The sequence below is a fragment of the Micromonospora sp. DT41 genome, assembly GCF_049841715.1.
Lineage (GTDB): Bacteria > Actinomycetota > Actinomycetes > Mycobacteriales > Micromonosporaceae > Micromonospora > Micromonospora profundi.
The window spans coordinates 194834-218393 of the sequence record NZ_JBNCKU010000001.1 but is presented as its reverse complement, the minus strand read 5'-3'; the positions used below and the strand labels follow the sequence as shown (position 1 = coordinate 218393).

Annotated in this window: 23 protein-coding genes; 17 read left to right on the top strand and 6 right to left on the bottom strand. The window is 71.6% G+C overall.

Annotated features, from left to right (window positions below):
- Position 1: 1 nt before the first annotated feature.
- Both ACLQ23_RS00935 and ACLQ23_RS00930 read left to right on the top strand, forming a co-directional pair.
- Positions 2-1954 (top strand): vWA domain-containing protein, encoded by a 1953-nt coding sequence (locus ACLQ23_RS00935; RefSeq protein ID WP_355592417.1) that lies wholly within the window; start codon positions 2-4, stop codon positions 1952-1954.
- A 116-nt stretch (positions 1955-2070) separates the two neighbouring features.
- The gene (locus ACLQ23_RS00930) at positions 2071-2538 is read left to right on the top strand and encodes a hypothetical protein (RefSeq protein WP_355592415.1); all 468 of its coding nucleotides are present in this window, start codon (positions 2071-2073) and stop codon (positions 2536-2538) included.
- Here ACLQ23_RS00930 and ACLQ23_RS00925 read toward each other — a convergent pair.
- A complete protein-coding gene (locus ACLQ23_RS00925) occupies positions 2512-3618 on the bottom strand; it encodes a GlxA family transcriptional regulator (protein WP_355592413.1) in 1107 nt (368 codons plus the stop codon). The genes ACLQ23_RS00930 and ACLQ23_RS00925 overlap by 27 nt on opposite strands.
- A 1-nt stretch (position 3619) precedes the next feature.
- Between ACLQ23_RS00925 and ACLQ23_RS00920 the strand changes: the two genes are divergently transcribed.
- A complete protein-coding gene (locus tag ACLQ23_RS00920; RefSeq protein ID WP_425734741.1) occupies positions 3620-4975 on the top strand; it encodes an MFS transporter in 1356 nt (451 codons plus the stop codon).
- 10 nt (positions 4976-4985) lie between these two features.
- Here the strand turns inward: ACLQ23_RS00920 and ACLQ23_RS00915 are convergent, their stop codons facing one another.
- From ACLQ23_RS00915 to ACLQ23_RS00905, 3 genes are read right to left on the bottom strand one after another with little or no spacing between them, the layout of a single operon-like run.
- The gene (locus ACLQ23_RS00915) at positions 4986-5687 is read right to left on the bottom strand and encodes an RICIN domain-containing protein (RefSeq protein ID WP_355592409.1); all 702 of its coding nucleotides are present in this window, start codon (positions 5685-5687) and stop codon (positions 4986-4988) included.
- 46 nt (positions 5688-5733) lie between these two features.
- Positions 5734-6018 carry a DUF427 domain-containing protein gene (locus tag ACLQ23_RS00910; protein ID WP_425880231.1) on the bottom strand — a complete coding sequence of 95 codons (285 nt, stop codon included), beginning with the start codon at positions 6016-6018 and terminating at the stop codon, positions 5734-5736.
- Positions 6019-6057: 39 nt separating this feature from the next.
- Entirely contained in the window at positions 6058-6528 is a 471-nt protein-coding gene (locus tag ACLQ23_RS00905) for an aminoacyl-tRNA deacylase (RefSeq protein ID WP_425880230.1), read from the bottom strand.
- A 94-nt stretch (positions 6529-6622) separates the two neighbouring features.
- Between ACLQ23_RS00905 and ACLQ23_RS00900 the strand changes: the two genes are divergently transcribed.
- From ACLQ23_RS00900 to ACLQ23_RS00865, 8 genes are all read left to right on the top strand, one after another.
- A complete protein-coding gene (locus ACLQ23_RS00900) occupies positions 6623-8020 on the top strand; it encodes an FAD-binding oxidoreductase (protein ID WP_425880229.1) in 1398 nt (465 codons plus the stop codon).
- Positions 8017-9360, top strand: a complete 1344-nt coding sequence (locus ACLQ23_RS00895) for a class I SAM-dependent methyltransferase (RefSeq protein ID WP_425734742.1) — start codon at positions 8017-8019, stop codon at positions 9358-9360. The genes ACLQ23_RS00900 and ACLQ23_RS00895 overlap by 4 nt, the downstream gene beginning before the upstream one ends.
- A gap of 101 nt (positions 9361-9461) precedes the next feature.
- Entirely contained in the window at positions 9462-10019 is a 558-nt protein-coding gene (locus tag ACLQ23_RS00890; RefSeq protein ID WP_355592399.1) for a helix-turn-helix domain-containing protein, read from the top strand.
- Entirely contained in the window at positions 10012-10881 is an 870-nt protein-coding gene (locus ACLQ23_RS00885) for an SRPBCC family protein (RefSeq protein WP_355592397.1), read from the top strand. Before ACLQ23_RS00890 ends, ACLQ23_RS00885 begins: the two co-directional genes overlap by 8 nt.
- A 177-nt stretch (positions 10882-11058) precedes the next feature.
- Positions 11059-11292 (top strand): zinc-ribbon domain-containing protein, encoded by a 234-nt coding sequence (locus ACLQ23_RS00880; RefSeq protein ID WP_355592395.1) that lies wholly within the window; start codon positions 11059-11061, stop codon positions 11290-11292.
- Between the two features lie 431 nt (positions 11293-11723).
- Positions 11724-13979 (top strand): putative bifunctional diguanylate cyclase/phosphodiesterase, encoded by a 2256-nt coding sequence (locus tag ACLQ23_RS00875; protein ID WP_355592393.1) that lies wholly within the window; start codon positions 11724-11726, stop codon positions 13977-13979.
- A 50-nt stretch (positions 13980-14029) separates the two neighbouring features.
- Positions 14030-14788: a MerR family transcriptional regulator gene (locus ACLQ23_RS00870; protein WP_355592391.1), complete on the top strand. Its 759-nt coding sequence runs from the start codon at positions 14030-14032 to the stop codon at positions 14786-14788.
- A gap of 93 nt (positions 14789-14881) precedes the next feature.
- Entirely contained in the window at positions 14882-15700 is an 819-nt protein-coding gene (locus ACLQ23_RS00865) for a hypothetical protein (RefSeq protein WP_425880228.1), read from the top strand.
- A gap of 7 nt (positions 15701-15707) precedes the next feature.
- On the opposite strand, the gene ACLQ23_RS00860 is transcribed toward ACLQ23_RS00865, so the two are convergent.
- Positions 15708-17033 carry a serine hydrolase gene (locus ACLQ23_RS00860; protein ID WP_425734745.1) on the bottom strand — a complete coding sequence of 442 codons (1326 nt, stop codon included), beginning with the start codon at positions 17031-17033 and terminating at the stop codon, positions 15708-15710.
- A 200-nt stretch (positions 17034-17233) separates the two neighbouring features.
- On the opposite strand from ACLQ23_RS00860, the gene ACLQ23_RS00855 reads away from it, so the two are divergent.
- Entirely contained in the window at positions 17234-17518 is a 285-nt protein-coding gene (locus ACLQ23_RS00855) for a putative quinol monooxygenase (protein ID WP_355592385.1), read from the top strand.
- A 32-nt stretch (positions 17519-17550) separates the two neighbouring features.
- Here ACLQ23_RS00855 and ACLQ23_RS00850 read toward each other — a convergent pair whose 3' ends face one another.
- Positions 17551-19095 carry a gluconokinase gene (locus tag ACLQ23_RS00850; protein WP_425734746.1) on the bottom strand — a complete coding sequence of 515 codons (1545 nt, stop codon included), beginning with the start codon at positions 19093-19095 and terminating at the stop codon, positions 17551-17553.
- 152 nt (positions 19096-19247) lie between these two features.
- Between ACLQ23_RS00850 and ACLQ23_RS00845 the strand changes: the two genes are divergently transcribed.
- The 5 genes from ACLQ23_RS00845 (at position 19248) to ACLQ23_RS00825 (ending at position 23495) form a co-directional block, all read left to right on the top strand.
- Positions 19248-20405 carry a hypothetical protein gene (locus ACLQ23_RS00845; protein WP_425880227.1) on the top strand — a complete coding sequence of 386 codons (1158 nt, stop codon included), beginning with the start codon at positions 19248-19250 and terminating at the stop codon, positions 20403-20405.
- A 45-nt stretch (positions 20406-20450) separates the two neighbouring features.
- Complete coding sequence (locus ACLQ23_RS00840; protein WP_355592379.1) at positions 20451-20984, top strand: WapI family immunity protein; 534 nt, start codon at positions 20451-20453, stop codon at positions 20982-20984.
- A 48-nt stretch (positions 20985-21032) separates the two neighbouring features.
- Positions 21033-22307 carry an RNA polymerase sigma factor gene (locus ACLQ23_RS00835; RefSeq protein WP_355592378.1) on the top strand — a complete coding sequence of 425 codons (1275 nt, stop codon included), beginning with the start codon at positions 21033-21035 and terminating at the stop codon, positions 22305-22307.
- Between the two features lie 112 nt (positions 22308-22419).
- Positions 22420-23094: a DUF998 domain-containing protein gene (locus ACLQ23_RS00830; RefSeq protein WP_355592376.1), complete on the top strand. Its 675-nt coding sequence runs from the start codon at positions 22420-22422 to the stop codon at positions 23092-23094.
- 32 nt (positions 23095-23126) lie between these two features.
- Complete coding sequence (locus ACLQ23_RS00825) at positions 23127-23495, top strand: YciI family protein (RefSeq protein ID WP_355592374.1); 369 nt, start codon at positions 23127-23129, stop codon at positions 23493-23495.
- Positions 23496-23560 lie beyond the last annotated feature (65 nt).

Here is a 23560-nt window from a genome sequence, read left to right as displayed (position 1 = left end):
AGTGGCCGGCAACCGGTTCCGGTACGGGCAGTGGCGCGGCGGGCCCGACCCGCTGGCACCCCCGTACGACGTGCAAGAGGCCGTGGACGCGGTCGGCGCCGAGGTGCTGGCCGGCGGCAGCCTGCGCGAGGCGCTACGCAACCTGCTGCGTCGCGGCCCGCAGGGGCGTGGTGGCCTCGACGACCTGGCGGCCCGGGCGCGACGGTTGCGCCGGGAGGCGCTGCGCCGGGGCGACCTGGACGGCGCCGTGACCCGGGCTCGTGCCCTGCTCGACCAGGCGCTCGCCGCCGAGCGGGACGAGTTGCGGGGCCGCGACGACGACAGCGCGCGGTTCGCCGAGGCGGTGCTGGACAATCTGCCCCGGTCCACGGCGCGGGCGGTGGAGGAACTGGCCGGCTACCAGTGGGCCAGCGATGACGCCCGCCGGTCGTACCAGCAGATCCTCGACCAGCTCCGCGACGACGTCCTCGGTCAGCGGTTCGCGGGGCTGCGTGACGCGGTGCGCGCGTCCGCCGATCCGGCCGCGCAGCAGCGGCTGGCCGAGATGATGCGTGACCTCAACGACCTGCTGGCCCGGCACGGTCGCGCAGAGGACACCACCGACGCGTTCGCCGAGTTCATGCGCCGGCACGGCGAGTTCTTCCCGGAGCGGCCGGGAACGGTCGACGAGCTGATCGACGTACTGGCCCGCCGGTCGGCGGCGGGCGAGCGGCTGATGAACTCGCTCTCCGAGCGGCAGCGCGCCGAGCTGGCCGGTCTGATGCAGCAGTCGTTGGGGGACCGGTTGGCGGGGGAGTTGTCCGCACTGGACGCGAACCTGCGGGCGCTGCGGCCGGATCTGCGGTGGGGGCGCGGCGAGCGGGTCCGGGGTGAGCAACCACTGGACTACGCCGACGCGGCCGGGGCGCTCGGCGAGATCGGTGAGCTGGACGATCTGCTGGACCAGCTCGACCAGGAGCACCCCGGGGCCACCCTGGACGACGTGGACGTCGACGCGGTCGCCCGCACCCTGGGCCGGGACGCCGCCGATGACGTGCGCCGGCTGCGCGAGCTGGAACGGGAGTTGCGGCGGCAGGGCTGGGTGAGCCGGGACGCGGACGGGCTCACGTTGAGCCCGAAGGCGCTGCGCCGGCTCGGCGGGACCGCACTGCGGCGGGTCTTCGCCGAGCTGACCGCCGGCCCGCGCGGCCAGCACGACCTGCGCTCGGCGGGTGCCGCCGGCGAGGTCAGCGGCGCGTCCCGACCCTGGGAGTACGGCGACGAGCAGCCAATCGACGTCGTACGCACCCTGACGCGGGCGGTCACCCGGGCCGGGCCGAGCGTGCCGGTGCAGCTCGCGGTGGACGACTTCGAGGTGCTGGAGACCGAGAAGCGGGCGTCCGCGGCGGTGGTTCTCTGCGTCGACCTGTCGTACTCGATGATCTCGCAGGGGCGTTGGGGGCCGATGAAGCAGACGGCGCTGGCGCTTGCCCACCTCATGGAGACGCGTTTCCCGCAGGACGCCTTGCAGATCGTCGGCTTCGGCCGGGAGGCGATGACGCTCACCCAGCAGGAGTTGGCAGCGGTCGAGCCGGACATGCAGCAGGGCACCAACCTCCAGCACGCGTTGCGGCTGGCCGGTCGGCACCTGCGCCGGCACCCGGACGCCGAGCCGGTGGTGCTGGTGGTCACCGACGGTGAGCCGACAGCGCATCTGGATCCGGACGACGGGGAGGCGCTGTTCCACTGGCCGCCGCTGCCGGAGACGATCGAGGCGACCGTCCGGGAGGTCGACCGGCTCAGCCGCTACGGCGCAACGCTCAACCTGTTCATGCTCGGGGACGATCCGGGCCTGCGCCGCTTCGTCGACGCGGTGGCCCGCCGCAGCCGAGGCCGCATGTTCACCCCCGATACGGACGACCTGGGCGAGTACGTGGTGTCCGACTACCTCCGCTCCCGCCAACCCCGCCGCTAACCCCAGCCCAATCCCGTCGATCATGGAGTTGTGGTGGGTGACAAAAGCCTCACGTCCGGGTGAACCGGGCACCACAAGTCCATGATCGACGGGGTGGGGCGAGGTTGACTGGGGGCGTGGACAGTGCGGGGCTGCGACTTGCTTACCGGGGCTTGTTTGGTGAGGTCGATGGTGGGGAGTTCGGGTCGCCTGCTCGGGGGGAGCTCAGCGCCGAGCAGATCATGGCGCATCTGGTTGCCAACGACGAGCTGATGATTCAGGCCACCGAGGCTTTGCTTGCCGGATCGCCCTACGCGTACTACGACCTGGACGACATGCACCGTCCGCAGCTCGACGCGTTGGTCGCCGAGCAGGGCGGCATGCGTGGCCTGACCGCGCTGCTGCACGACACCAGTGAACGGCTCTGCGCGCTTGTCGATCAGCTCGGCCTGAACGCGGAAACCCCGGTAGCGACCTGCCTGCGGGAAGGCCCCGACCTGGACATCGACGAGCCCTTACCTTGGTCCCGCACCCTGAACCTGCACACAAAGGTCCACCTACCAAAACACCAGGCCCAACTACACGCGCTCCGCACCAACCCCTGATTCTCGTCGATCTTGCGCTTCCTGCCTGGTCGAAGAGGGCGTAACGGGCAGATCCACGACCGAAAGTGCAAGATCGCGGGGGGAGTGGGGCGGGCGGAGGTGGAAGGTGCGGCGGTAGGTTGTCGGACTCACTCCGATGCGCTGGTGGAGTTGTTGGCGTAGGGCGGCAGTGGTGTTGAACCCGCAGCGGTGGGCGATCTGGTCGACCGTGAGGTCGGTCGTCTCCAGCAGCAGCCGGGCGTGTTCGGTGCGCTGGTGCAGCAGCCACTGCGCCGGGCTCAGCCCGGTCTCCGACCGGAAGCGCCGGGTGAAGGTGCGCACGCTCATCCGGGCGTGCTCGGCGAGGTCACGCAGGGCGATCGACTCGTGCAGCCGCTGCCGTGCCCACTCGCGCGTGCTCGCGGTGCTGGTGTCGGTCACCTTCGGCACCGGCTGCTCGATGTACTGCGCCTGACCTCCGTCGCGCCACGGCGGCATCACACAACGGCGGGCCACCCGGTTGGCGGCCTCGCTGCCGTGATCGAGGCGGATCACGTGCAGGCAGAGGTCGATGCCTGCGGCGACCCCGGCCGAGGTGAGCACCCGGTCGTCGACGATGAACAGCACCGCCGGGTCGAGGTCCACCCGGCTGTGCAGGCGACGGAACCGCTGCGCGTACGCCCAGTGGGTGGTGGCCCGGCGCCCGTCGAGCAGGCCGGCGGCAGCCAGCACGAACGCCCCGGTGCAGATCGACATCACCCGGGCCCCACGGTCATACGCCGAGCGCAGCGCCTCGGCCACCTCCGGCTCGATGCTGCCGTCGGTCAGCGCGGTGCCGGCGTGGATGCCCGGGACGATCACCGTTTCGGCGGTGTCGAGCAACTCCAGCCCGTGGTCCGGGAGCACCTGGAAGCCGGCGGTGCTGCGCACCGGAAGCCCGCCGGGAGTGCACACCCGGACGTCGTAGCGGGATGTGCCGTCGGCACCCCCTGCGGTGCTGAAGACCTGCGCCGGCGTGCCCAGGTCGAGGCCGACCACCTGGTCGAGGGCGAGGACGGCGATCCGGTGCGGGCGTACGCTCATGGCCCGATTATTGCGCATGATGGCTTTCCGGCCACTCGTCGGTGATCTGCGCGGCACCCAGACTGATGGCGTGAGAAAGAACCGCCGCCTGCATCCCGCCTGGCTGGTCGCGGCCGTCGCCTTCGTGGCGTTGGTCGGCGCGGCCGGGTTCCGGGCCACCCCGTCGGTGCTGCTGCATCCGCTGCACGCCGAGTTCGGCTGGCCGCTTGCGACCATCTCGGCTGCCGTCTCGGTCAACCTGCTGCTCTACGGGCTCACCGCGCCGTTCGCCGCCGCCCTGATGGACCGCTTCGGCATCCGCCGGGTGGTCTCGGTGGCGCTACTGCTGGTCGCCGCCGGCAGCGGGCTCACCGTCTTCATGACGGCGAGCTGGCAGTTGCTGCTGTGCTGGGGCGTACTCGTCGGGTTGGGCACCGGCTCGATGGCGTTGGCCTTCGTGGCTACCGTCACGGGTCGCTGGTTCGTCCGCCGCCGGGGTCTCGTCACCGGTGTGCTGACCGCGGGCGGGGCGGCCGGGCAGCTGATCTTCCTCCCGCTGATCGCCGTGCTGGTGCGCGATCACGGCTGGCGTACGGCAGCACTCGTCGTGGCCGGATCCGCCCTCGCGGTCGTACCCCTGGTGGTGTGGTTGCTGCGCGAGCACCCGGCGGATCTCGACCTGCCCGCCTACGGCGCGACCGAGGTCGTGACGGTGCCGCCGCCCAGCGGCGGCGCGGCGAGCCGGGCGCTTGGTGCGCTGGCCGTCGCGGCGCGGACCCGGCCGTTCTGGCTCCTGGCCGGCGGCTTCGCGATCTGCGGCGCGACGACGAACGGCCTCGTCGGTACGCATTTCGTGCCGGCCGCGCACGACCACGGCATGGCCGAGACCACGGCGGCCGGGCTGCTCGCCCTGGTCGGGCTCTTCGACATCGTCGGGACGATCGCCTCCGGTTGGCTCACCGACCGGGTGGACAGCCGGCTGCTGCTCGGCGCCTACTACGCGCTGCGCGGTGCGTCGCTGCTGGTGCTGCCGAGCCTGTTCAGTGGCACCGCCCGGCCGAGCATGCTGGTGTTCATTATCTTCTACGGCCTGGACTGGGTGGCCACCGTGCCGCCGACTGTGGCGCTGTGCCGCGAGTACTTCGGCGACGCCGGTGCTGTCGTGTTCGGTTGGGTGTTCGCCGCGCACCAGTTCGGGGCGGCGATCGCCGCGACCGGCGCGGGGCTGGTCCGCGACCGTCTCGGTGACTACGCGGTGGCCTGGTACGTGGCGGGCGCGCTGTCGATAGGTGCCGCCGGGCTGTCGTTGCTGCTGCGCCGACGGCCTGGTCGGCCGGTGCCGGAGGCCGTGCTGGCCGCCGCGACCGCCCCGAAGGCGTGGAGCTTCCGGGGCTGAGCCGGACCGCTCAGCCGAGGGTCCACTGCTGGGCGGGTCGACCGTCGCAGGCCCGCTGCCGAACGTCGTCGCCGGCCTCGGCGCCGTCGTCGTCGGGCTGCGCGCACTTGCCGCTGTGCGCTGCCACCAGCAGCGCCGGGCCGGTGCCCGTGGCGCTCAGCCGCCACTGCTGGTTGGGCCCGCCGTGGCAGGGGAACTGCATCATCCGCGCGCCGTCGTCCCCACTGCCGCCCTCGACGTCGAGGCACTGCCCGTAGGCGGCGTTGGTGAGCGTCACGACATCCGCGGCGGCCGGGTTGACCACCCACTGCTGCTCCGGGCCGCCGCTGCACGCGGCCAGTTGTGCCTCGGCCTTCTCGCCGTCGCCGTCGACAGCGAGGCACAGACCGGAGGCGGCCCGCAGCACAGTCGGCCCGGTGGGCGGGCCGGCCGGGGTGGTGGGCGACGGCTCCGCGGAGGCCGTCGGGCTCGGCTCGGCCGTCTCGGTGGTCGGCTCCGGCACGCTGGACGGCACGCCGACAGTCGCCGGCACCACCGGCTCCTCGTCACCGTCGAACAGCCCGGTGGCGAAGACCACCCCCACGAGTACGCCGACCAACCCCACCGCCACCGCCAGCCGCAGCAGCGGGTCGCTCAACAGGCCGGAGTGGGGCGCCCGGCGACCGCCGTAGACGGTGCCGGCGGGCTCGGGGCGTTCCTCGGGCGCGGACATAGGGGCCATCCTCGCCCACGGCGGCGCGCCGGAGCCAACCCAGCGGTCAGTCGACGACCCGGACGTCCTTCCAGAACGCCACCCGGTCGCGCACCATCTCGGCGTCCGGCTTCGGCTCCGGGTAGTACCAGACCGCGTCCTGGCTGGTGCTGCCCTCGTGTTCGAGGGAGTAGTACGAGGCGGTGCCCTTCCACGGGCAGACGGTGTGCGTCGGCGACTCGCGGATCAGGTCGCCGCGCAGGGCGGAGCGGGGGAAGTAGTGGTTGCCCTCCACAAGCACGGTGTCGTCGCTCTCGGCGATGACCAGGTCGTTCCACACGGCTTTCGGCATGTCCCCAACACTAGGCCGCCACAGCGACGACGACAGCTTTCAGCGGGCCGGCTGCGGGTCGGTGACATCGGCCACTGTGGCGGCGAGCGCGGCGATCGCGGCGTCGGCGTCGACCGCGACGGCGAGACCGCGTTCACCCGCGCCCAGCGTGATCTGCCGACCGCGCAGCCGCTCGTCGGCGATCACCGGCCACGCCGTGCTCGCGCCGAACGGGGTGATGGTGCCGCGTTCGTAGCCGGTGGCGGCCAGCGCTCCCGCCGCGTCCGGCATGGAGAGGCGGTGCACCCCCAGCAGAGCCCGCAGCTTGGGCCAGGAGATGACCCGGTCGCCGGGGGTGAGCACGAACAGGTGGTCGTCCGCGCTCCGGCGGACCACTATCGTCTTGACCACGTCCGGGACGGCGACACCCCGGGCGGCGGCGGCCTCCGCCAGGCTGCCGACCGGCCCGTGGCTGACCAACCGGTACGGGAGACCGGCGGAATCCAGGGCGGCGATCGCGGGCGACGGCATGATCGCAACGGTAGCCGTCGGGCCTGCCGGCGGACGGGAAATGACCGCTGGCGACGTCCCACGAATGTCGCGGGTGCGGGCGTAAGGTGATCACATGCGCGCGGAGCGTGTGGATCACCCCATTGACCATGATGAAGCGGTGGACACGTTGCGGCGGTCGTACGCCGCGGTGCCCACTGGCGAGCCTGTCCGGCTGGCCAAACGCACCTCCAATCTGTTCCGCCCCCGGTCCGCTCCCCGGACCCCGGGCCTCGACGTGAGCGGTCTCAACCGGGTGCTGTCGGTCGACGCGACAGCTCGAACGGCCGACGTGCAGGGCATGTGCACGTACGAGGACCTTGTCGACGCGACGTTGCCGCACGGGCTGATGCCGCTCGTGGTGCCGCAGTTGCGCACCATCACCCTGGGCGGCGCGGTGACCGGCCTCGGCATCGAGTCGACGTCGTTCCGCAACGGCCTGCCCCACGAGTCGGTGCGGGAGCTGGACATCCTCACCGGCTCCGGCGAGATCGTCACGGCTCGGCCCGACGGGGAGCACGCCGACCTGTTCGCGGCGTTTCCCAACTCGCTGGGCAGTCTCGGGTACGCCACCCGGCTGCGCATCGAACTGCAACCCGTCGGCAGGTACGTGGCGCTGCGCAACGTCCGGTTCACCAGGCTGGAGGCGCTCACCGACGCGATAGCCGAGGTGACCGCCACCCGGTCCTGGGGCGGTGAGCCTGTCGACGCCCTGGACGGGGTGATGTTCAGCCCCGGCGAGGCGTACCTGGTGCTCGGCACGTTCACCGACTCGGCCGGCCCGCCCAGCGACTACACCGGCCAGTCGATCTACTACCGGTCGCTGCGTGGGCGCACCCGGGACGTGCTGACCGCGTACGACTATCTCTGGCGCTGGGACACCGACTGGTTCTGGTGTTCGGCGGCGTTCGGCGCGCAGCACCCGGTGCTGCGGCGGCTCTGGCCGGCGCGTTACCGGCGCAGCGACGTCTACCACCGGCTGGTCCGGCTGGAGCACCGGCACCAGGTGGCGGCCCGCGTCGACAGGCTGCGCGGCCAGCCGGCCCGGGAGCGGGTCGTGCAGGACGTGGAGATCCCGCTGGACCGCACGGCCGACTTCCTGCGCTGGTTCGCGGGCAGTGTCGGGATGACCCCGGTCTGGCTCTGCCCGCTGCGGTTGCGTGAGCCGGCGGGGCCGGGTTCCGCGCGGCCCTGGCCGCTGTATCCCCTACGGCCGGGGCAGGACTACGTCAACATTGGGTTCTGGGGGAGCGTGCCGATCGCGCCGGGCGCCGCCGACGGCGACGTCAACCGCACGATCGAACGCAGGGTGTCCGAGTTGGGTGGCCACAAGTCGCTCTACTCCGACGCGTACTACGACCGGGAAGCCTTCGATCGCCTCTACGGCGGCGAGACCTGGCGCGCGGTGAAGGACCGCTACGACCCGGACCAGCGGCTGACGGGACTGTACGAGAAGGCGGTGGCACGAGCATGAGCCTGACCGACCGAGATCAGGGGGCGGCGAGCGTCCCCGCCACCCCGCCGATGGGGGGCCGGCCCACGGGTCCGACCGTTGCGGACGTCATCCGCGCGGTCACCGCCGGGCAGCTGCCGGTGCGCATCACCGGGTACGACGGCAGCGCCGTCGGCCCGTCCGATGCCGGCATCACCCTGTCGATCCGTTCCGAGCGGGGGCTGTCGTACCTGCTCACGGCCCCTGGCGACCTGGGCATGGCACGGGCCTACGTCAGTGGCGACCTGGCGTTGCAGGGGGTGCACCCGGGTGATCCGTACGAGGCGTTGCGGGTGCTCAAGGACGAGCTGCGGTTGCGTCCGCCGTCGTTTACCGACGGGTTGGCGTTGGCGCGTGGGTTGGGCTGGGAGCGGCTGATGCCGCCGCCGGCCCCGCCGCAGGAGGCGCTTCCCCGCTGGAAGCGGGTGATGAACGGGCTGGTCCACTCGCGGGTCCGCGACAGCACTGCCATCTCACACCACTACGACGTCTCGAACGCCTTCTACGAGAAGGTTCTCGGCCCGTCGATGACGTACACCTGCGCGGTTTACCGGTCTCCGGACGACACCTTGGAGCAGGCCCAGGCGACGAAGTACGACCTGGTCGCCGGCAAGCTCGGGTTGAAGAAGGGGATGCGGCTGCTGGATGTGGGCTGCGGCTGGGGTGGCATGGTCCGGCACGCGGCGCGCGAGTACGGCGTGAAGGCGCTGGGGGTGACCCTGTCGAAGGCGCAGGCGCAGTGGGCGCAGGCCGCCATCGAGCGGGAGGGGCTCACCGGGCTGGCCGAGGTGCGGCACATGGACTACCGGGATGCGCCGGCGGAGCAGTTCGACGCGGTCTCCTCGATCGGGTTGACCGAGCATATCGGCGTGCGCAACTACCCGGCGTACTTCGGTGCGCTGCGTGACCGGCTGCGGCAGGGCGGGCGGCTGCTCAACCACTGCATCACCCGCGCTGACAATCGGGCGCCGCACCGCTCGGGCGCGTTCATCGACAGGTACGTCTTCCCGGACGGCGAGCTGGCCGGCCCGGGTCGGTTGATCAGTGAGGTGCACGACGCCGGGCTGGAGGTGCACCACGAGGAGAACCTGCGCCAGCACTACGCGCTGACGCTTGCCGCCTGGTGCCGCAACCTGGTGGAGCACTGGGACTTCTGCGTCTCGGAGGTGGGCGCGGGCACCGCCCGGGTGTGGGGGCTCTACATGGCCGGGTCGCGGATGGCGTTCGAGCGCAACGGCATCCAGTTGCACCAGGTGCTTGCCACCCACAACGGCCCGGACGGCGTGAACGGCTATCCGCTGCGGCCCGACTGGCTCGCCTGACAGACCTGTTGATCATCGCCTGAAAGTCGCGTCGGAAAGTCGGCGCGGCTTTCGGCGAAGCGATTGACAAACAGATTTTGTACGTACAAACTGATTTTGCCATGAGAGATGTCCTGTACCTGGAGAAGATCGAGCAGGCCGAGGTCCTGCTCAAGCCGCAGCGCGTCGAGGTGCTGCGGCAACTGGCCGAGCCGCGCACCTGCACGGAGGTCGCGGCCCGACTCGACCAGACGCCACAGCGCGTCTACTACCACGTCAAGCAGCTCGTCGCGGCCGGCCTGGTCGAGCTGGTAAACGAGCGCAAGGTCCGCGGCATCACCGAGGGCATCTACCAGGCCGCCGCACGGTCCTACTGGCTCTCGCCCCGGCTCGTCGGGCGCATCGGGCTCCGCCGCGCCCGCGACGAGCTGAGCCTCGGCTTCCTGCTCGACCTGATGGAAGAGGTCCAAGCCGACATCGCCGCCCTGGACCGGGCCGCCCCCGAGCTGCCCTCGATCGGGGTCTCCGGCGAGATCCGGGTGCCGGCCGAGCAGCGCCAGCAGTTCCTGCACGACCTGCAAACCGCACTCCAAGACCTGTTCACCCGCTACGGCGGCAGCGAGGGGGATGCCTTCAAGCTCGCCGTGGCCTGCTATCCGAAAGGCAACGACAATGAGTGAACTGCTGAAACTGCAGGCCCGACTCTCCGCGCCCGTCGGACGCGTCCGCCAGGCCCTGACCGACCCGGCCGAGCTGCGACTCTGGCTTGCCGAGCACGCCGAGGTCGAGCTGCCCCGACGGTACGAGTTCTGGGGCCGGTACACGCCCGAGGGCGACGCCCCGCATCAGCGCCTGCTGCACGCCGACGACGACACACTGCGCTTCGGCTGGCTGCTCGACGGGGTGGAGACCACCACCGAGTTCCAGTTGACCGCCGAGGGCGCCGACAGCACGGTGCTGACGCTTACGCAGAGCCACTTCGACTTCGCCGAGGCGATGAGCGGCTCCAGCATCCGTGGCGTCCTCCAGACGTACTGGTCGCTGGCCATCGCCAACCTGGCCTCCCACCTTGAGGGCCGGCCGATCCTGCCGCGCACCGACTTCACCTCCGCCGACCTGCGCGGCGAGTTGGTCATCGCAGCCCCCGCCGACAAGGTGTGGGAGTCGCTCACCGACTCCGAGCAGTCCAGCTCCTGGTTCGGCTACCCGATCGGGATCGAGCCGTGGGTCGGCGGCCGGTACGCGATGGGCGGCTTCGAGAGCGGGTACGCGGCCAAGATCGTGGACCTGGAGCCGGGTCGCAGGATGTCCGTCGACTGGGGACCGACCGGCGTCACCAGTTGGGAGCTTGCCGAATCCGGCGGCCGCACCACGCTGACCTTCGTGCAGAGCGGCTTCGACGAGGGCAACCCTCCGTACGCGGCCTGGAGTGGGTCGGTGGCCGGGCTGTCCGAGCTGCGTCGTTTCCACGAGGAGCAGCCCTGGCAGCCCATCTGGCTCGACACCGAGGTGCCCGGCCTGGAGCCCGCGCCGACAAACTGACGGTCGCGCCTTGATCGTGGGGCGCTTGATCGTGCTCGATCAAGGATGCAGTGGCCTCGTTTGCTCCGGAGGGCACTACATCCTGGATCGGGCACGATCTTGTCCTGCGGGGGATTGTCCTGCGATCGCCTTGCGGGATCCGGTGACTTTTCGCTGTGGAGTGGGTACTGGCGGGCAATGTTCTTCATCTTCGGTCTGCGGACCAAGGTCGACCGGTCCGGTGTCGTGCAGCAGGTCTGCCGCCACTGCGGCAACCAGGCCGCGCAGGTGATCACCCGCCGGTCGACAAAGTTCTCCCTGTTCTTCATTCCGCTCATCCCGATCCGCACCCGGTACGCGCAGCAGTGCACGTTCTGCGGGGCGCAGTACGAGATCTCCAGGTCCGACGCCGAGCGTCTTCCGGTCGGCTGACCCGTCGATGGAACGCTTCCTCTGCTGGCTGATCCGCCGGCCACCGCCGCCGGCCGGCTCCGAGGTGCACAGCGCCTCGCGCCCGCCCTGCACCCCCGGTCGGCGCAAGCGTCGCCGCGCCCGCCGTCCCCTGGCCGGCACCGCACTGCCCCGTTCACCCTGGAACCGCTCCGCCGGCCGCTGACCGCTGCCCGCTCCACCAGACACGCAGCGACCCGCTCCACCGTGGCGCGCCACGATCTGCCGGCCGGCCGGGCGCGCCAGAACCTGCCGGCCGGGACGCGGCATGACCTGCGTCGCCAGAGGCGGCGCCGCGACCGACGGCGAGACTTTCGGGCCTGGCGGCGTACTCGGGCGGTGGTTAGGCTTTCGGGGTTTACCGTGGACCGGTCCTCCCGAGGGTGCACGCACGACGACGAGCCGGAGCGACCGTGTCCCGACAGGACGTGCAGCAGGCTGCGAGGGCGCGCAGCCCTGCCGGTGCGTACGTCGCGGCTGCCGTCATCGTCGCGGAGGCGTGCTGGCTGATCGCCGCGCTGCCCGGCGCCGCCCTGGTCAGTGACATCGGCGGAATGCTTGTGGCCGGCTGGGCGACGGCCGCGTGCGTTGGAGTGGCCCGCCGGCATCCTGCGCCGCTGCGCCGCTTCTGGACGATGCTCGCCGTCACCATGGCGCTCGCCGCGCTCGGTCGGGCGATCTGGACGGCGCAGCGGCTCGTCGGTGGCGACCTGCCGCACACGCCACTTGTGGGTGCGGTCTTCGTCGCCGGCATCTTCACCGGCACGGCCGCGCTGCTCAGTTCGCCGTCCGCGCCGCGGAGCGCCGTCGGGCGGGCCCGTACGTTGCTGGACGGGGTGATCGTCGCGCTGGCCCTGGTGCCGATCGCCTGGGTGCTTGTGTTCCGCGGGGTCGCCGCCGCGGAGTTGGCCGACCCGGCGCGCACACTGGGGCTGCTCTACCCGATGTTCGACCTGATGCAGCTCACCATCCTGGTCGCGGTCTCCGGCCCGGTCCGGCCGATGTGGCGGCCGATGAGCGTGCTCGCGGCGAGCCTCACCCTGCGCGTGGTCGCCGACGTCGTCTACGTGTCGCTGGTCGCCCGCGGCGACTACGCCGCCGGGCATCCGATCGACCTGTGCTGGCCGTTGAGCTACCTGCTGATCGGCCTGGCGACCAGGAACCCGCCGCCGCCGGACTGCGACGACACCGACGACACCGCCGAGTCGCCGTTGCCGCCCTGGTGGCGGGTGGCGTTGCCGTACCTGCCGGTCGGTGGGGCGATCATCGCGGTGGTGCTGGCCCGTCGGCCCAGCGGCCAGACCCCACAACTGATCTTCGTGACGATGATGGTGCTGCTCGCCGCCCTCGCCGTGCGACAGGGATTGGCGGCCAACGAGAACCTGCGGCTGGTGGTCCGGCTGCGCCGGCTGGCGTACGCGGACCAGCTCACCAGCCTGCCCAACCGGCTGCTGTTCAACCGGCGGCTGCGTCTGGCGCTGCGCGACGGTCGACCGGTGGCTGTGCTGCTGCTCGACCTGGACGGGTTCAAGCAGGTGAACGACAGGTTCGGGCACGCCACGGGTGACACCCTGCTGACCGGCCTGGCGGTGCGGATGCGGGCGGCGGTAGGCGATGACGGGACCATCGCCCGTCTCGGCGGGGACGAGTTCGGCGTGCTTGTCAACGGTGACCGCCCGGTGCCTCCGGAACGCCTCGCCGAACGGCTGCTGGAGGCTCTGCGGCCCTCCGACGGCGAGGAGGACGTCGGCGTGCACCCGTCGGCGAGCATCGGCATCGCCGAGTACGGGCCGCAGCACACCTCCCATACGGACCTGCTGCGCGACGCCGACATCGCCATGTACGCGGCCAAGGCGGCGGGCAAGTCCGCGTACCGGACGTGCACTCCGGCGCTGCGCGAGTCGGCCGTCTCGCGGGCCGAGTTGATCGCCGACCTGCGCCGGGCGGTGGACGAGGGGCAGTTGCACCTGGAGTTCCAGCCCATCGTCGACCTGGCCACCGGCGCGGTCCGCAGCGCGGAGGCGCTTGTGCGCTGGCGGCACCCCCGGCTGGGGATGCTGTCGCCGGCGAGGTTCCTGCCGCTGGCCGAGGAGACCGGGCTGATCGTTCCGATCGACCGTTGGGTGATCCACGAGGCGTGCCGGGCCGCGGCGACCTGGCGTGACCGGGCACCGGAGGCGACGGTCGCCGTGAACATCTCCGCCGCGCACCTGCGCCGGCCCGATCTGATCGCCACGGTCACGGCGGCCACCAGCGCCGCGGGGCTCGCGCCACGGGCGCTGACACTGGAGCTGACCGAGTCGGCGTTGATCGAGGGCACCGACGCGGTGTTGGAGCGACTGAGTCAACTCCGGGACCTGGGCATTCGGATCGCCATCGACGATTTCGGCACCGGCTACTCGTCGTTGAGCTATCTGCACCGCATCCCGGCGACCGAGCTGAAGATCGACCGATCGTTCGTTGCCCGGCTCGGGTCGGACGACCGGGCGCACGCCACGGTGGAGATGGTCACCCGGCTGGCCGGCGCGTTCGACCTGGCAGTGGTCGCCGAGGGTGTGGAGACCGAACGCCAGCACGAGGCGGTCACCGCGATCGGTTGCCCACGGGGGCAGGGCTATCTGTACGGGAGGCCGGACGCCGCCGCCACTGTGGGTCAGAATCGGGCTTGACCCTCACGTAGCGGCAGGCGGGAGCCTGGTTTCCGGAAGGGAGGGAAACCATGGCGTACACGGTGGGGCAGGTGGCCAAGGTCGCCGGAGTGACGGTCCGGACGTTGCACCACTACGACGAGATCGGGTTGCTCTCGCCAAGCGGGCGGACGGCAGCCGGCTACCGCCGCTACGACGACGCCGACCTGCAACGGTTACAGCTCGTCCTGTACTACCGCGAGCTGGGTTTCCCGCTGGAGCAGATCGCGGAGATCATCGACGAACCGGCGGTCGACCCGGCCGCGCACCTGCGGCGGCAGCACGAGCTGCTGACGGTACGGATCAAACGGTTGCAGGAGATGGTTGCGGCGATCGAGTTCGCGATGGAGGCGAGCAAGTTGAACATCCACCTCACTCCCGAGGAGCGCTTCGAGGTCTTCGGGGATTTCAAGCCGGAGGAGCACGAGGCCGAGGCCGAGCGGCGTTGGGGTGACACCGACGCGTACCGGGAGTCGAACCGGCGGGCTGCGGGCCACAGCAAGGAGGACTGGCTGCGGATCAAGGCGGAGAACGAGGAGTGGGGTCGGCGGATCGTCGCCGTGCTCGCCTCGGGTGCGCCCGCGGACAGTCCGGAGGCGATGGAGTTGGCCGAGGAGCATCGGCAGATCATCAGCCGCTGGTTCTACGAGTGCTCGTACGAGATCCACACCGGGCTGGCCGACATGTACCTTGCCGACGAGCGGTTCACCGCGCACTACGAGAACATCGCCCCGGGCCTGGCGGAGTACCTCAACGAGGCGATCCACGCCAACGCGATCAGCCGCGCGTGAGCCGGTGCGGTCCGGCTAGTCTGGCCGGACCGCACCGCGGTGAGCGTCGATCGGCGACCGGCCGGGCGGGCGCCCCGCTCGGGGGAGATGACAGTGAAGAAGCCCAAGCTGGTCGCCGCCGGCGTCGTCCTCGCCGTGGCGGTGGCCGCCGGGGTGTGGGCCCTGATCGCCGTCGGTGACGAGCCGAACTCCAGCCGCCCGTCGGCCGGCGCATCGGCCGCTCCGACCAGCCCTTCGACCGGCGCGTCATCCGCGCCGGCCCCGACCGATCCGGTCGGTGTGCTGGCGGCCGCCGCCGCGAAGGTGGACGAGCAGCCGTACAAGCTGACGCTGGGCACCGGCGGGGCGGGCGACGGGGACGCCACTGTGCTCGTCTGGGATCCGAAGGCTCGCCGTGGTCTGGAGACCACGTCGCTGAAGGTGCCCAACGGCGAGGTCAAGATCGAGCGGTTGACCACGGGCCAGGACGTCTACGTGCGGGTCAGCGCACCGGACCGGCGGATCCCGGTGTGGGACGGCAAGACGTGGTGGCACGTCGGGGCGCCGGGCTCGCCGGCCACGAACAAGGGCCTGGACAACACCCGGCTGGCCAGCACGCTTACCGGGCCGGCCAAGGCCCGGCAGACCGGCATCCGGGAGTACGCGGGCACGCTGGACCTGCGCGACAGCGCCGCCGTGCTGGGCAGCGCTGTCGGCGGTGTGCTCGGCGACCGGGCCGCCGCTGTGCCGTTCACCGCCACGGTGGACGAGCAGGGTCGGTTGGTCCGTTACCGGATCGAGCTGGCCACCGAGCAGTCGAAGACGGCCCAGCTCGACCTGACGTACTCGGATTTCGGGCTTCCCGTGGTGGCCGACCCGCCGGCGGCGGACCTGGTGGGGGAGGACCCGCCGGCGAACATTCCCGGCGTGTGACGGCTGTTCACTCCTCGACCGCCCCGGCGGTCGGGGTGACGAGGAAGTCGTAGACGGTACGGGCCATGCGGCGGACCGTCTCGTCGCCGGTGGCCATCGGCCCGGCGGTGAGGAACGCGACGGCGGTCTCCGTGCCGGGGATCAGGTAGTAGCCGACGTCGTGTGAGGCGTCGGGCAGGTCACCGGTCTTGTGTGCCACCGGCACCCCGGGCGGCAGCGCCGCCGGGATCTTGGTGTTCAGGGTCTGTTCCCGCATGAAGCCGATCATCAGGTCGCGGGAGTCCGGGGTGAGGATGTCGCCGTCCCAGACGGCACCGAGCAGCGACACCACGTCGTCGGGGCTTGTGTAGTTCTCCTCGCCGCGCTGGGCGGCCGCGCTGTCGAGCATCCGGCGGGCCAGGATGGTGGACCGCTGGTTCATCGAGTCGATGAGCGCGTTGACCGGGGCGAAGCCGCCCAGGTAGGTGATCAGCACATTCGCGGCGATGTTGTCGCTGTACTTGATCAGGTATTGGGCGAGCCGGTGCAGGGTTACCACCTGCGGAAACGTCTCGAACTGCAACTGGCCGGTGCCGCCGACCACGTCGTCCGGGGTCACCAGCACACCGTCGTCGAGGGATATCTGTCCACAGTCGACGCGACGGAGCAGTTCGACGAGGATCCACAGCTTGATGACGCTGGCGGCCTTGGGGCGCAGCGCGCCGTTTACCGCGATCTGCTGGTCGCCGTACCGGCCGGACAGGTCCCGGACGGTGACCCCGGACGGGTTGAGGCTGGCGTCGGCGACGACCCGGGCGAGCTGCCCGCTGAGCGGGAACAACAGCGCTCCCTCGACCGGGTCGGTGGGCGGCTGCGGGCTGGTGACGACCACGCCGGTGCGACGTACCGGCTGGGTGTGCCGCCCGTACACGACGAGTTCGCCCTCGCTGCGACCGATCAGGGGCACCCGGTAGCGGAAGCTCCTGCCGTCGACGGTGACCTCGCCGCTGGCCACCCCGGCCGCGACCCGCATGCCCGGGTCGGCGACGCGGCCGGTGTCGCCGTCGCACGCCCGGTACCGCACGGTGTGCCCGAGCGAATCCACCGCGAACACCCCGCCGGGAAACGACAGCCAGGACACCTCGCTGGTCGGCGCCCGCTCCGGCGTCGGGTCCGCCCCGGGCTCGTCGCCCTGGTCGTCGCCGGGATCGACCCCGTACCCCGGATCGGCCTGCTGCGCCGACTCCGCGACGGGAGCGCGGCCTGGACCGTCGGCGGTGGCCGGCCCGGTCGTCGCCACGACCACGAGCGCGACCGCCGTCGTCAGCCACTTCATGGGTACGCGGACAGGCATCGCCGCCAGGGAAGATGAGCGTCTCTTGTCGCTTTTTCTCACGTTCGCACGATATGAAGCGCCGGAGGCGAGTGGGGCGGCCGAGGCTGGTGTCACCCGACCGGGCGGCGGTGTCCTGGATAGCCTGATGTCCCAGAGGCATAAAGATGTCTCAGCGACATCACTCCGATCGGCACTCCGACCCCCGGAAGGGCACTCCGATGTTGATCATTGCTGGCAGCTTGCAGGTCGGGCCGGATGCGCGCGACCGCTACCTCGCCGAGTGCGCCCCGGTCATCGCGCAGGCCCGCGCGACCGCCGGCTGTCTCGACTTCCTGCTCGCGGCCGATCCGCTGGATCCGGGTCGGATCCACGTCTACGAACGCTGGGAGTCCCCGGAGCAGCTCGAGGCGTTCCGTGGCTCCGGGCCCAGCGACGCGCAGACGGTGGCCATCCTCGACGCCGACGTGCACCGCTACCTGATCTCCGGCGTCGAGGCGCCCTGACGAGGGCTGCCACTGGTGTGGGCGTAGACGGACTACATCGGTGGCCCTGCGGGAGTGGCAGGTAGGCCGGGCGCCAGCCGGCGCATCGAGGTGAAGGCGGGCACGAGCGCGTCGTACAGCTCGGCGAAGAGCGGCAGCAGCGCCGCGTAGGTGGCGGCGGCGGCCGGGTCGGGGCGGATGGTCTCGTCGATCCGCACGAGGTCGGCGGCCACGTCGATGCTGGGGATCAGCCCCAGCGCCTGCATTCCGAGCAGCGCCGCTCCGAAGCTCGACCCCTCGTGCGCGGCCGGGAAGCTCACCGGCACGCCGAGCACGTCGGCGAGCATCTGCCGCCACAGGCCGCTGTGGGCGAAGCCGCCACCGGCGCGGATCTCGCCCACCTCGTTGCCGGCGGCGCGCACCGAGCTGAGCACCAGCGCGAGCTGCTGGCAGACGCCCTCCAGGGCGGCCCGGACGAGGTGTTCGCGCCGGTGCCCGTGGGTCAGCCCCACGTACGCGCCGCGCGGCAGGGCGCTCCAATGTGGAGCGCGCTCGCTGTGCAGGTACGGCAGCATGATGAGCCCGCCGGAGCCGACCGGCGCGCGGGCGGCGATGGCGACGAGGTCGGCCTCGGAATCCTCACCCAGATCAGGTGCGAGCGCCGCACCCGCCCATTTGAGCACGATGCCGCCGTTGTTGATCGCGCCGCCGACCGTCCAACGATTCTCGGTGAGCGCGTAGCAGAACACTCCGCCCAGCGGGTCGACGCCGGGGCGTTCGACCATGACCCGCATCGCGCCGCTGGTGCCGATCGAGCAGGCCACCATGCCGGGGTGCACCGCGCCCAGACCGAGGTTCGCCAGCGGCCCGTCACCGGCGCCGACCACCACCGGCGTGCGCTGCGGCAGGCCGGTCGCGGCAGCGGCCCGCTGGGTCAGCCCGGGCAGGACAGCGGTGGTGGCCACCAGTTGCGGCAGCTGGTCCTCGGTGATGCCGGCGATGGTGATCGCCTCGGTGTCCCACTCCAGGTGGTGGATGTCCAGCAGTCCGGTGGCCGAGGCGATGGAGTGGTCGATGACGAGCGTGCCGCAGAGCCTCCCCAGCACCCACTCCTTGATGCCGCCCCAGTGGGCGACCCGTTCGAAGAGCTTCGGCTCCTGCTCGGCGTACCAGAGGAGTTTGGGCAGTGGCGACATCGGATGCATAGGCGTGCCGGTGCGGCGGTGCAGCGCCAGCCCGGACGGCACCGCCCGCAGCCGTTCGGCCTGCCGTGTGGCGCGCGAGTCGGCCCAGGTCACCGACGGGGTGAGTGCGTTGCCGTCCGGGTCGAGCCCGATGAGGCTGTGCATGGCGGAGCAGAAGGCCAGCCCGGCCACCGGCGTGGCCAGTTCGGCCACCACCGAGCGGATCGACCCGACGACCGCGGCGAGGATGACGTCCGGGTCCTGCTCGGCGTACCCGGGCTGCGGGTCGTTGAGGGGATAGCCGGCCGTGTGGCTGGCGAGCTGCCGCCCGTCGGTGCCGTACGCGACGGCCTTTGTGCTTGTGGTGCCGATGTCGACCCCGATCACCACCCCGGGCAGGGTGTCAGGCGGCATGACCTCACCTCCTCCCGTAGCAATATCGCCCTATCGTGTGATTCAGTCCGCCGATCGGATATTTCGTCCAGTCTCGCGTGTCCGGTCGGCGCGTCGGGGCTGTTAAGCCAGTGACACCCCAGATTGGTGGCCTGCGCGGCGAAGGAGTCGGCGTGGCAAAGACTGATTCGACGGGTTCCACTTGGCGGTACCGGTGGGCGCACCGGCAGAACGTGCGGCGGGTCAGCACGTTCCGTGGCGCCGAGGCGGCGTGGCGGCGTCGCGACGACGAGTTACGGCGGCTCCGCGCCCTGGCCGCCGATTTCCACGGCTCCGCCGCTGCCGGTGCCGGCCTGCCACTGGAGTTGGGCGACGGCGAGGTGGTGCTGTGGGCCCTGCCCGCCGCGCAACTGGTCGAGGTGCGCCACACGACAGTGCTGCCCGCGCCGGACCTCGCGGTCGCCCCGCCGGCAGGGCCGCTGCGCCCACGCCGCCCGGACGGCGTACGCGTCATCGACGCCGGCATGGCTGTCATCACGAGTCGCCGGCTGGTGCTGCTGGGTGGGCGCGGTCGGCGCGACTGGGCGTACGGCCGGATGACGGGCCTGGCCCACGACCCGGCGGCGCCGGTCACGCTGATCCAGGTGTTGGACCGGCCGCGGACCTCCGGGTTGATGCTGCCCGCCGACGCGGCGGCGGACTTCCGGTTCAAGCTCACGCTGGCGTTCGCCGACGCCATCGAGCAACGTCCGGCGGTGCTCGCCCAGCTCGACGAGCTGATCGCCGAGCACGACCAGCTCAAACCGTTCCGGCCGGCAGTGGCCACGCCCGCGCAGGCGCGGCTCCTGTCGTTCGTGCCCGGTGGTCGGCGCACTGTAGCTGTGGCGGCCGGCATCGCGTTGCTGGTGCCGGCGGCGCTCATCGACTCGAACCCGTCCGATCCGGCCGGTGGCGCGGAGGTGGCTGTCGCTGCCACACCGGCACCGAGTGCCAGTGCCATGCCCGCGCTGGTCCGCCCGGTGCCCGCACCGCCTGCGAAGGCCAGCACGCCCAAACCCACGAAGGCGACGAAGTCTCCGCGCCCGTCGTCAAGCCCGTCACGCGACCCGCGCTGCGGCGCGCCGGAAAACCCGATGGGGTACGGCTTCTGCGGCGGCACCCGGATTCGCCGGCCGGCTGCCGAGGTGTGTGACTGGTTCGAGTGCGTGCCACAGTTCTGGGCCGGTCGGGGCTACCTGGTGCAGTGCCGGGACGGCTCGGTCAGCCTGGCTGGTGGGCGGCCGGGTGCCTGCGCTGAGCACCGGGGCGTACGCCGGACCATCACGAAGTGACCGATTTGGGGATTAAAGTCTGCTTCGGTCGGCCACAATGATCGAGTGGAGATCCGGTCCGACGATGGCGCCCGGGTGCGGATCCGCCCGGTCGGCTACCAGCCCGGCATCGACCCGCCCGACGACCCCGATCGGGTGGCCCCCGGTTGGCAGGACTGGCTGCTCGTCGAGGTGGACGCCCGCACCGCCGACGGTCAGACCTGGTCGCACCACTACCCGAGCCTCATGGTCGAGGAGGCCCGCGCGCTCGGCAGTTGGCTGTACGGCCAGGCACGAGCCGCCGCCGAGCCGACCCCGCCACCGGCAGCGGTCCGCTTCACCGAGCCCAACCTGGCGCTGCGGTCGCGGGTGATCCGCCGCCGCCGTCTGGAGTTGATCGTGGAGTTCTCCGCCGAGTCGCTGCCCCCGTGGATGCGCCGCCCGACCACAGCCGTCTACCCGTTGATCCTCACCGTCTCCGCGGACGCCCTCACGGTCGCCGCCGCGCAGTGGGACGGGCACTGCGAGGCGTACCCGCCGCGTGCCCCGTCGCGCTTTCCGGCCCGGGGCCCGCTGACCCGTCCGCGTCACGCCGACTGAACGAGCGGTCCTTGTGGAGCCCGATCCGCCCTGCTCTGATGGGCAGTCATGGGGGTTGAGCAGGTACACCGCACTGTTGAGGCGGTGTGGCGCATCGAGGCCGGGCGGGTCGTCGCCGCCCTCGCCGGGCTGGTACGCGATGTCGGCTGGGCCGAGGAACTCGCCCAGGACGCCCTCGTCGCCGCGCTGGAGCAGTGGCCCCGGGACGGCGTACCGGCCAACCCGGGCGCGTGGCTTACCACTGTCGGCAAGCGGCGGGCGATCGACGCGCTGCGCCGCCGCAAGCTGCTGGAACGTTCGGTCGAACAACTCGGGCAGGATCTCGACGACGACGGGTTCACCCCGGACTTCGACGCGGCCTTCGAGGAGCGCATCGACGACGATCTGCTGCGTCTGGTCTTCACCGCCTGTCACCCGGTGCTGTCGCCGCAGGCGCGGGCGGCGCTGACCCTGCGCGTGTTGGGCGGGCTGAAGACCGAGGAGATCGCGCGGGCGTTCCTGGTGTCCGAGACCACTGTCGCGCAGCGGATCACCCGGGCCAAGAAGACCCTGGCCGAGGCGCAGGTGCCGTTCGAGGTGCCCGGCGTGGCCGCGCGGGGCGAGCGCCTCGCCTCCGTGCTGGAGGTCATCTACCTGATCTTCAATGAGGGCTATTCGGCCACGGCCGGCGACGACTGGATGCGCCCGGCCCTCTGCGCTGACGCGCTGCGCCTGGCCCGCCTCCTCCAAGAGCTGATGCCCGAGGAGCCGGAGGTGCACGGGCTCGCCGCGCTGCTGGAGATCCAGGCGTCGCGTACCGCCGCCCGGGTCGACGCCGACGGCGAGCCGGTCCTGCTGCTCGAGCAGGACCGGGGACGCTGGGACCGGCTGCTGATCCGCCGGGGCCTCGCAGCCCTGGACCGGGCACGGGCGGCGAACGGCCCGCCCGGTCCGTACACCCTCCAGGCGGAGATCGCCGCCTGCCACGCCCGCGCGGCGACCCCGCAGGACACCGACTGGGCGCGCATCGCCGACGGCTACGCGGAGCTGGCCCGGGTCGTACCGTCGCCGGTCGTGGAGCTGAACCGGGCCGTCGCGGTCTCCTTCGCCCACGGCCCGGCCGCCGGTCTGGAACTGGCTCAGGCGCTGGTCGAGGAGCCGGCGCTGGCCCACTATCACCTGCTGCCAAGCGTCCTCGGTGACCTGCTTGCCAAGCTGGGCCGCCACGACGAGGCGTGTGCCGAGTTCGAACGGGCCGCAGAACTGACGGGCAACGAACGCGAACGCACGCTGCTGCTCGCCCGTGCCGGCGACTGCGCCCGTGGTGTCGCGCCGACCCGCTGAAAAATTCTTCGTCCGCCATGTCGTATCCCGGCCCGGCCGCTCGACGCGTCAGTGAAGAGCCGGCCCGGCCGGCACGCGGGACCGGCCACCGGGCCGGCGAGAGGAGGACGACATGACGACAATGACCAGCACCGGTGGTGCGGGGTCCGCCGTGGCGGGCGTCGACTCCCGGCGTACGGCGACCAGGGCGCTGCTGGTCGGCGGAGCCGCCGCCGGCCCGCTGTTCGGGCTGGCGGCCGCCGCTCAGGTGCTCACCCGCGACGGTTTCGACCTGAGCCGGCAGCCACTCAGCCTGCTCGCCCTCGGTGATCTGGGCTGGATCCAGATCACCAACTTCGTGGTGACCGGGCTGCTCGCCCTGGCCGGCGCGGTCGGGCTGCGCCGGACGCTGCGCGGCAAGCCGGGCGGGACGTGGGGACCAGCGCTGATCGGCGTGCACGGCGCCGGTCTGATCATCGGGGGTGTGCTGGTCTCCGACCCCAGCATGGGCTGGCCTGCCGGCGCGCCGGAGGGTGCACCGGAGGAGATGAGCTGGCACGCCCTGGGCCACGGCGTGGGCGCGATGCTGGCCTTCGGGTCGCTGACCATCGCCTGCCTGGTCTTCGCTCGTGCCTGGTGGCGGGCCGGGGAGCGCGGCTGGGCGGCCGTCACCTTCGGCGGCGCGCTGGCCGTCGTCGCGATCCTGGGCTGGCCCGACCAGGACAGCATCAGCGTTCGGATGGCACTCGCCTGCGCCGTCGTCTTCGGCTGGCTGACCGCGCTCTGCGGTCGGCAGCTCGCCAACTGACCATCGTTCGTCGACAACGAAAGGATCGATCGATGCGCTACATAATGATGCACAAGCTTGACGAGACCCTGCCTGCGGCGTTCAACCCGAGCCCGGAGTTCCTGGCCCGGATGGAGTCCTTCATGAAGGAGGCTGGGCAGTCCGGCATCCTGCTCGCCGCCGAAGGGCTCCGCCCGACCTCCAAGGACGACGCCACCCGGATCACAGTGACCAGCGGCAAGACCACAGTCACCGACGGCCCGTTCACCGAGACCAAGGAGCTGATCGCCGGGTTCGCGCTCGTGGACGTGCGCTCGCACGAGGAGGCCGTGGAGTGGGGGCGACGGTTCGCCGACATCTTCGCAGAGACGATCGGCGACGTGGAGGTGGACATCCGCCGGGTCTACGAGAGCCCCGAGTAGGGCTGGCCGACCTCGCCGCGGGGGCCCCCCCCCGGCGGGGGGGGGGGGGGCGGCGGGGGGGGGGG